Origin of the sequence: Palleronia sp., from assembly GCF_042089775.1 — a bacterium.
In the GTDB taxonomy this organism is placed as follows: Bacteria; Pseudomonadota; Alphaproteobacteria; order Rhodobacterales; family Rhodobacteraceae; genus Palleronia.
Map to the genome: position 1 here is coordinate 1 of NZ_JBELKF010000114.1, position 8,151 is coordinate 8,151.

An 8,151-nucleotide genomic window follows, 5' to 3' on the forward strand; every position below is an offset into this window, starting at 1 on the left:
GCAGCCATTCCACGCCTCGGGCAGTCTGACCGACTGGTGCATGGAGTCAGGCTCGGCCCGTCGGGTCAAGCGGTTTCAATGTAGCCGCGCGCTTACGCATGCTCTCGCCGGCAAGGGGCAGCCGGTGCGCGTTGTGGACGAGGCGGTCCAGGATGGCATCGGCCAAGGTCGGATCGCCGATCGCTTCGTGCCAGTGCTCCACCGGGAGCTGACTGGTAACGATCGTGGAGCCGCGGCCGTGGCGGTCTTCGAGGATTTCCAGCAGGTCGCGCCGTTCCGATGAAGTCAGAACCGAGAGCCCCAATCGTCGAGGATGAGCAACTCGGTCCGCTCGAGGCCTTTCAACATCCTGGCGTGCCGGCCGTCTCCGCGGGCGATGGCGAGTGCCTCGAACAGCTTCGGCACCCGGTGATAAACGACGCGTCGGCCGTCCCGGCAAGCCTTGTGGCCGAGCGCACAGGCGATCCAGCTCTTTCCGAGACCGGTTGGCCCGGTGATGAGCAGGTTCTCGTGCCGGCCGATCCAGGCGCCGTCGACGAGGTGAGCCATCACGGCGCGGTCGATGCCGCGAGGGGCGCGCAGGTCGAGATCTTCCACACTGTTGCGGAACTCGGGCCTGAGGTGTGACTTCCCCTTCCCCGGTTGATGTCAGGCCACGCGAACGACCTCGGCGGTGCCGAGGGCGGAGAAGCGGTTCATGAGTGCGATGCGGATGTGGATTTCGGCGGTCTGGCGGTCGGGGTCTCTTGCAGCGATCCGCTCGCCGAACGCCTTGAGGCATCGTATCTTCGCCTCGACCCGGCTCCGGGCGTGGTATCCAGTCCAGCACTTCCAGAACGCCCGGCCGTAGTGTTTTGTGGCGCGCAACGTCTCGTTTCGAGCCTTTGCTGCTGGGCAGTCTTCGTTCCAGGGACGCCCGTTTTTCCGGATTGGAATGATTGGCGTGGCTTGCCGGCTGATGATGGCGGCATGGCAGCGGCGGGTGTCGGAGGCACCGTCGGCGGTCACCTTGCCTATCTGCTCGTCCTCAGGGATCTGGCCGAGCAACTCAGGCAGGATCGGGCTGTCGCCGTCGCTACTTGGAGTGAATTCCACCGCTCGGATATCCGAGGTGGCTGTATCCATGGCAATATGCACCTTGCGCCACTGGCGGCGGCCTTGCACGCCGTGCTTGCGAGCCTGCCACTCACCATCGCCGAGGAACTTGATGCCGGTGCTGTCCACGAGCAGATTGAGCGGGCCGTCGACACGGCGATATGGAATCTGAACGGCCAAGGTCTTCTGCCTGCGGCACAGGGTGGAGAAATCAGGGACTGGCCAATCCAGCCCTGCCAGTTGGAGCAGGCTGGCCACCATGCCAGCCGTCTGTCGCAACGGCAGCTTGAAGAGCACCTTGATCGAGAGGCAGAACTGGATGGCGGCATCGGAGAAGACGGGAGGGCGCCCGAGGCGACCTTCATGCTGCGCCAGCCAAGCCATCTCTCGGTCTACCCAGATCAGCATCGAGCCGCGCTTGCGCAGCGCGGCGTTATAGCTGGACCAGTTCGTCGTCCGGTAGCGGGCGGGTGGAGGCTTGCTCATGCGACCCGTCTAACCGCATGCATTCGCGTTGTGAGTCGTCCGCAGCCCGAGTTCTGCAACATGTGTAACGGCCCCGTGCGCAAGAGGTATTTTTAAAGCTGGCTTCAGCGCGTCACCGGGTGCTGACATGTGTCCGGCCTCAAGATGCGGCGTCAAGCATGCCGCGGGCCCGTTCTCTGATTGCGGCCATGTCAAGCGGGAAGCAGTTCGTCCGTCCGGGGTCATGGTTCTCTTCGAGGTCGCCTGGTTTGCGCCTCAGCATGGTATCCGGTGGTGGTCGTCTCCAATGTATGGTTCGGGTTGTGCAGAATGCTCCGCACCCCATCGGCCCGCGCGAGATCGACCAACCTCCGCCCCTTCGGGACTTCGCTTCCCGCCACCGGGGCGGGAATACAGGTTAGGGCACCTCGATTTTTGCCTGCTTTGGTGACCGCGGGTCGGCGCACGCGGCCAAAAACGGGCAAAAATCGAGGTGCCCTATTGTCAGTGACGATCGGTATCTACAGTATAAAAGCGGCTTGTGCCGCAAACCGGCGAGGCCGCGCGTTTGCGTGTCCCGCAGCATCGTCAGCTTCTGGAGGAACGGATGGATCAGGACCGCGAGCAGCGCATCAGTACGCGGGCGTACGAGATCTGGGAGCGTGAGGGCCGGCAGGAGGGCGGGCACGAAGCCCATTGGCAACAAGCCGAACGAGAGCTGCGCGACGAAGATCACCCGGAGCGTGGGGAGAACGACGCCTCCAGCCCGACACCCGGAGGCCGAGCCGTTCCGGCTGGTCCTGCCGGTGGCACGAAGCCTGCGAAAGCGCCGAGGAAGAAGAAAGAACCCGCCGTCAATTCAAAGGGTAAAAAGTAGATCGTGTCCGCTCTCGGCGCGACGACTTGCCTGATCCCGCACTTGCTTTGCATATAGCCAACTTATCGGACTGTCCGCAATCCATCGCTGCTGGACGGCGATGGATGGGGAGAGGGGCGGTTGCCGTACCTCACGCAAGCTTCCTTACCCAAGATTCCGGCACTGATCCGGCGTGGCTAGCATAGAGGACAAAGCGGCCTGCGCCCGCTCCGATGCGATGGAAACTGCGTTGGACATGTAGCGCTTGCCTTCAGTTCTGTTATTGTTCTCTTTGGCATGCTTGTTGGGTGCCCATACGATGCAATCCGAGCGGGAGATAGAGCAGAGCCGATGTGGCCAGATAATGAGACTGAACGCGACTTCTTGAACTTCTCAGGTGTCGCAGACACGGTGGCGGAGATCATTGTTCAGGCCCGAGGACGGCCAATCTCTATTGGTGTGTCCGGCGCTTGGGGCATCGGAAAATCCTCGCTAATCAAGCTCACCCAAACGTCGCTAGCTACCCGCCCTCGTAAGGAAGATGAACGGGAGTTTGTCTTCGTTGAATTCAATGCCTGGCTCTACCAAGGGTATGACGACGCGCGTGCCGCCCTCATGGACGTTATCGCGACCAAGCTGGAGCATGAGGCCAAGGCGCGTGGCAAGGCGATCGATAAGGTCAGAGCGCTGGTCAAACGCGTGAACTGGCTACGGGCTGCCAAACTTGTCGCGGGGTCAACGGTCGCGATGTCGCTAGGTCTGCCACCCGGTGGCCTGATCGGCGACGTGTGGGGCCTTGGTCAGCGTTTCATCTCGGGCGGTGTCGACGGCAAGCTGGTCGACGAGGCGAAGGGCAAAGCAGGAGAAGTCGCCAACACAGCGAGCGGCCTGCTGAAGCCTGAGGAAGAGACCTCGCCGCCTAAAGAGATTCAGGCTCTCCGCGACAACTTCGAGGAGACTCTCGAGGAACTCGGTGTCACGCTGGTGGTGCTGATCGACGATCTCGATCGCTGCTTGCCCGAGACGACGATTTCGACGCTCGAGGCGATCCGACTGTTCCTGTTCCTAAAGAACACTGCCTTCGTGATCGCCGCCGACAACGACATGATCAAACATGCCGTGCGGCGGCACTTTGAGGGAGTCCCCGACGACCTCCTCGTCACTAGCTACTTTGACAAACTTATTCAGGTGCCAATTCGCGTGCCGCCCTTGGGCACCCAGGAAGTGCGCGCTTACATGATGCTCTTGTTCGTGGAGAACAGCGACCTTTCGGAGGACGTAAAGGAGAAGATCCGCAGCGGCGTCGTCGCCCAATTGCGACAAACGTGGGCGGGCAAGCGCGTCGACCGCGGGTTCGTGCAGTCGCTACACCAACCCTTGCCAGCTGAGCTAGTCGGCCGCTTCGACACCGCCGACCGCTTAGCGCCCCTCATGACGACGGCTTCAGGGATCCTGGGCAATCCACGCCTGATCAAGCGCTTTCTCAATGCGCTCGCAATTCGCATGACGATCTCAAACGCGCAGGGCGTCGGCGTCGACGAGGCGGTGTTAGCCAAGCTTCTCTTGTTCGAGCGCCTTGGAAGCCCGAAGGCGTTTGCAGAATTGATGGGGCAGGTAAGCTCCAGTGACACCGGGAAGCCGACCTTCCTCGCTGAATGGGAGGAGAAGGCGATCGCGGGCCAAGATCAATCACTTCCGACACCGTTCGACGATCCATTCTTCGCCGAGTGGCTGACGCTGCCGCCGGCAATCGCCGATACCGACCTGCGCGGAGCGCTGTATGTGAGCCGCGAGCATGCGCCGCTGATCACGCCTGAGGACCGGCTTTCCTCGGAGGCGGCCGAGCTTCTAACGGCGCTCCTACAGCATCCGGAGATGGCGTCGAGCCTGAAGGACCGGCTTTTGGGAGTGCCTCGGACTGAAACGACCGTGATTATGGATCGGCTGCTGGATCGTGCGCGGCAGGAGCAGGAGTGGGGCGTGCCAGCTGTTCTGGAAGCCTGCCTTGTCGTGGCAGACGCCGACCCACCGCAGGGTGCAAGACTTGCCGCATTCCTCGGCGAGCGACCCGCCGCGCAAATCCAGGCAAATATCGTGCCGAAGATTGGAGATCAGCCTTGGTCGAAGGGAGTCTTTGATATCTGGGATCGTGGGAAGGTGTCGAAGCCGGTTAAGATCGCGATCAAGAGGCAGAGGGAAAATGGGAACGTCGCAATCTAGCAGAGGCCCAGGCAGCGGCGTCCCAATGGTTCCGTCTTGGACGCCGGCACCGCCCACGGGCGATGCGCCAGGTGTTGAGGCGGAAGGCGGAGAGCCGCCAGCTGCTGATGGCGCTGCGGTCCCTCAATATTCGCCGCCGCCAGTCGCGCCGCCTGCCCGCTTTCTCGGTGCGCGTCGTGCGCTAGGCGAGTTCGCCCGATCGGGCGACAGCCGCGACATGCGGCGCAGCGTTGGCCATTACATCCGGTCCGGCTACGGCGGAGCTGCAACAGCGACTCGGCGCTTCGGTGGCACGGCGGCGACCGCGGGTGCACTCGGAGGAGCGTTGGCGCGCGTTGCCGGGGGGCAGCCGGCCGAGCCAGGCAGCGCGCTCGATCCAGCGCTGCTCGCAGGCCGAAATGTTCAAGAGGTAATGGACGCCGTCGTGGAGGCAGTCCGGCCAGCAGACGGAACTCAGGACGCCGAAGCCGAGCGAGCGGCGATCCGGGACGCCTTGACGGAGCTCCTTACTCGGTTCCCAGACGTGGATCTACTAAACCTCGACCCTGAGCAGCGCTCCTTCGCGATCGAGCGCTTTACGGCAATTGACGTCTTCCGTCGCTTCGAGCTCGATGTCGGCAAGACGATCGTCGAGAGGGCGCCTAGCGCGGTGATGGCTCTGTCGCGGCTTAAGGAAGTGCGGGACTACGTGAAGCAGAGCGTGGCGGCTGCGTTTCGCAAGATGCGCGACACCGGACGCAGCCTTACTAGCGGCCGCATCAGTCAAGTTGTCAGAGATGCCCTGGGGGAGACATTCGACGTGTTTGAAGGATACGCGGAATGAGGCTGGCCTGTGGTCCAGACGGGGCGGAACTGCCGAGCGGCGACGATATCATGCGCGTCGTACTCTACGGCCAGCCGCGGCGAGAGGTAGAAGGAAGCGCTGGCGCTGCGGCGAAAGCCGAGATCCAACGCCGAGGTCTCGATCCAGCCCCACGGGCCTGGGATCTATTGTCGATCGCGCTGAGCGTGGTGACTGCCGACTTCGCGGCGTTGCGCGACCAGAGCCCGGACGGGTGGACGCGTGAGATCGAGCTCGATATTGCCGTAGCGGACGCGCCGTTCTGGATTGGGCAAGCCCAGGCATTGGCCGAAGCGTTGGCGTTCCTCACAACCGACCGCTGGATTTTGCGATTTCACGAGGGCGGGATGCTGCCCGCGCCGCCCCGCAAGCCGGTTCAGCCGCTTGAGAACTGCGTGGCACTTCTATCCGGCGGACTCGACAGCTTGATCGGAGCGATTGATCTAGCCGCCGCGGGCCGCAAGCCGTTCGCGATCAGCCAAACGGTGCGGGGCGACGCCGATAAGCAGGTCGACTTTGCCTCAAAGATTGGGGGCGGTCTCCATCACCTCCAGCTGAACCACAACGTGAACACACCGGGCGTGCAAGAAGCCTCGCAACGGGCGAGATCGCTCATTTTTATTACCTTTGGCGTGATTGCAGCCACCGCCCTAAAAGCTTATCGGGATGGCGCGGATGTACCACTCTTCGTGTGCGAGAATGGCTTCATTGCCATCAATCCGCCTCTCACCGGCGGGCGGCTAGGAAGTCTCAGCACCCGCACCGCTCATCCGGAATTCCTAGCTCGCCTGCAGGGCGTGCTGGATGTGGCTGGACTCCGGGTAAAGATCACCAACCCTTACGCGACGAAAACTAAGGGCGAAATGCTCAGGGATTGCGCCGACCAAGGACTACTCGTAGCGGAAGCCGCGCGCTCGACGAGCTGTGGTCGATTTCAGCGGTTCAATTATCGCCAATGCGGGCGATGCGTTCCTTGTCAGGTCCGCCGGGCGGCATTCCTCGCGTGGGATGCCACTCAGGATACGACCGCCTACGTCTACGGACCGATCGGAAAGAATGATGCGGAGCATTCGGCGTTCGACGACGTCCGCTCGGTGGCGATTGCGCTCGCGGCCGCTCGGGCCGACAGCGTCGAGACGTGGCTCGGGCACGCGCTGACATCTCAATTCATCGCTAATCGCTCAGCCCTCGTCGGGATGCTTGGGCGCGGTCTTGGAGAGCTTCGCGCGCTTCATCAGGCTTACGACGTCAAGTGATAGATTTTCACGCACACCTGGATCTTTATCCAGACCCGCACGCCGCAGCGCGTGAGTGTATTGTTCGCAAGCTCTTCGTTCTCTCTGTCACAACAACGCCATCAGCCTGGTCCGGAACCGCGGCGCTGACAGAGGATGCGCCGCGGATTAGAACCGCGCTCGGACTCCACCCCCAGATCGCGCACGAGCGCAAGGGCGAGCTTCCGCTGTTTGAGCGCCTGCTGCCGCAGGTGCGGTATGTGGGTGAAATCGGTTTGGATGGCGGTCTGGAATACCGACAATATTGGCCGGATCAAGAGCAAGTCTTCTCCCGCGTGCTCAGTCTGTGCACCCTCGCGGGGGGCCGCATCATGACAATCCACAGCCGTCGCGCAGCCACCCAAGTCCTTGATGCGCTAGCGAAAGAGCCCGGCGCCGGTGTAGCGATCCTGCACTGGTTTTCGGGAACGCAGCGCGAGCTTGAGCGCGCAGTGGACCTTGGTTGCTGGTTCAGCGTTGGCCCAGCCATGTTGGCCGGCAACAAGGGGAGGGCGTTGGCGGCGAAGATGCCGCGGGGAAGAGTCCTTACCGAGACAGACGGCCCCTTTACACAGGTCGACGGTCGAGCAGCATGGCCGTGGGATGTAGATCAAGCTGTAAAAGCGCTGTCGCAGATCTGGTCAGAGCCTAACGATACGGTTCAGCGCCAACTTGTTAGTAATCTCCGCCGGCTCACCAAGTTTAGCGCCTCTAGCGAATGACCCCCCGAAATTGGCAACCTACGGTCGGAGGTCGCACATCCCCGAGCCGGTCGAGGTTCCCTTATGTCTTGCTGCCACATCCCCGTAGGACAGCTAGTGGCCGCTGTGGAGCGATCAAGCCCGGCGAACAGTATTTGGGCTGACATCGAATAAGCGGGCGATTTCTGCGGTCCGCCGGCCTTCTTCGTCCCGTAGACGACGCACCTCGTCGCGCTGCTGTTGGATAGGACACATTCGCTCTTCTCCATGGTTGTGTTGCAACTCCATGGAATACCAGAATGGGCAGCTCGTGCTGGGGCGCGCCCCAGCACGAGCTCACGCCCCGCGTCTCACGCAAATTTCCAGACCTGAGGGTACAGTACCGCGGACTGGCAAGCGGTCTCAGTCGCAAACTCGGCCGACAAGCCTCCACTGCCTGCGACGACGAACAAAAGAATGGAAATCATAGGGTCCGAGTGCGGTTAGGTGTCGATGTCTTGGGATCAGAAGGGCCATAGCGAAACGATCCAAGAGCTTGCCACGCTCAGGACGTGGACCAGCACATAGAGCGCGACAAAGACAGCCGCGCCGCCTAGGAGCGCAAGGCCGTGGCCACCGCCCTTACCAGTCTCGCGACGCTTATCGGTATGCGCCGTTCCCGCCCCATTGGGATTTCGCTTGCGGGCGGGAGTTTCGGCG

General features: G+C 62.3%; 7 protein-coding genes and 1 pseudogene. 5 read left to right on the forward strand and 3 right to left on the reverse strand.

Annotation, left to right across the window (positions count from 1 at the left end):
* Positions 1 to 46: 46 nt before the first annotated feature.
* Positions 47 to 549: pseudogene (locus tag ACFDS3_RS17630) on the reverse strand (ATP-binding protein).
* A 99-nt stretch (positions 550 to 648) separates the two neighbouring features.
* Positions 649 to 1,581 carry an IS5 family transposase gene (locus tag ACFDS3_RS17635; RefSeq protein WP_375263665.1) on the reverse strand — a complete coding sequence of 311 codons (933 nt, stop codon included), beginning with the start codon at positions 1,579 to 1,581 and terminating at the stop codon, positions 649 to 651.
* Positions 1,582 to 2,167: 586 nt separating this feature from the next.
* On the opposite strand from ACFDS3_RS17635, the gene ACFDS3_RS17640 reads away from it, so the two are divergent.
* The 5 genes from ACFDS3_RS17640 (at position 2,168) to qatD (ending at position 7,473) form a co-directional block, all read left to right on the forward strand.
* Positions 2,168 to 2,437, forward strand: a complete 270-nt coding sequence (locus tag ACFDS3_RS17640; RefSeq protein WP_375263666.1) for a DUF2934 domain-containing protein — start codon at positions 2,168 to 2,170, stop codon at positions 2,435 to 2,437.
* Positions 2,438 to 2,767: 330 nt separating this feature from the next.
* Positions 2,768 to 4,636: a P-loop NTPase fold protein gene (locus ACFDS3_RS17645; protein ID WP_375263667.1), complete on the forward strand. Its 1,869-nt coding sequence runs from the start codon at positions 2,768 to 2,770 to the stop codon at positions 4,634 to 4,636.
* A gap of 217 nt (positions 4,637 to 4,853) precedes the next feature.
* A complete protein-coding gene (gene qatB, locus ACFDS3_RS17650; RefSeq protein WP_375263668.1) occupies positions 4,854 to 5,459 on the forward strand; it encodes a Qat anti-phage system associated protein QatB in 606 nt (201 codons plus the stop codon).
* A complete protein-coding gene (gene qatC, locus ACFDS3_RS17655; RefSeq protein WP_375263669.1) occupies positions 5,456 to 6,733 on the forward strand; it encodes a Qat anti-phage system QueC-like protein QatC in 1,278 nt (425 codons plus the stop codon). The genes qatB and qatC overlap by 4 nt, the downstream gene beginning before the upstream one ends.
* Positions 6,730 to 7,473: a Qat anti-phage system TatD family nuclease QatD gene (gene qatD, locus ACFDS3_RS17660; RefSeq protein WP_375263670.1), complete on the forward strand. Its 744-nt coding sequence runs from the start codon at positions 6,730 to 6,732 to the stop codon at positions 7,471 to 7,473. Before qatC ends, qatD begins: the two co-directional genes overlap by 4 nt.
* A 482-nt stretch (positions 7,474 to 7,955) precedes the next feature.
* On the opposite strand, the gene ACFDS3_RS17665 is transcribed toward qatD, so the two are convergent.
* On the reverse strand, positions 7,956 to 8,151 hold a 196-nt coding region (locus ACFDS3_RS17665), incomplete at its 5' end, for a hypothetical protein (protein WP_375263671.1).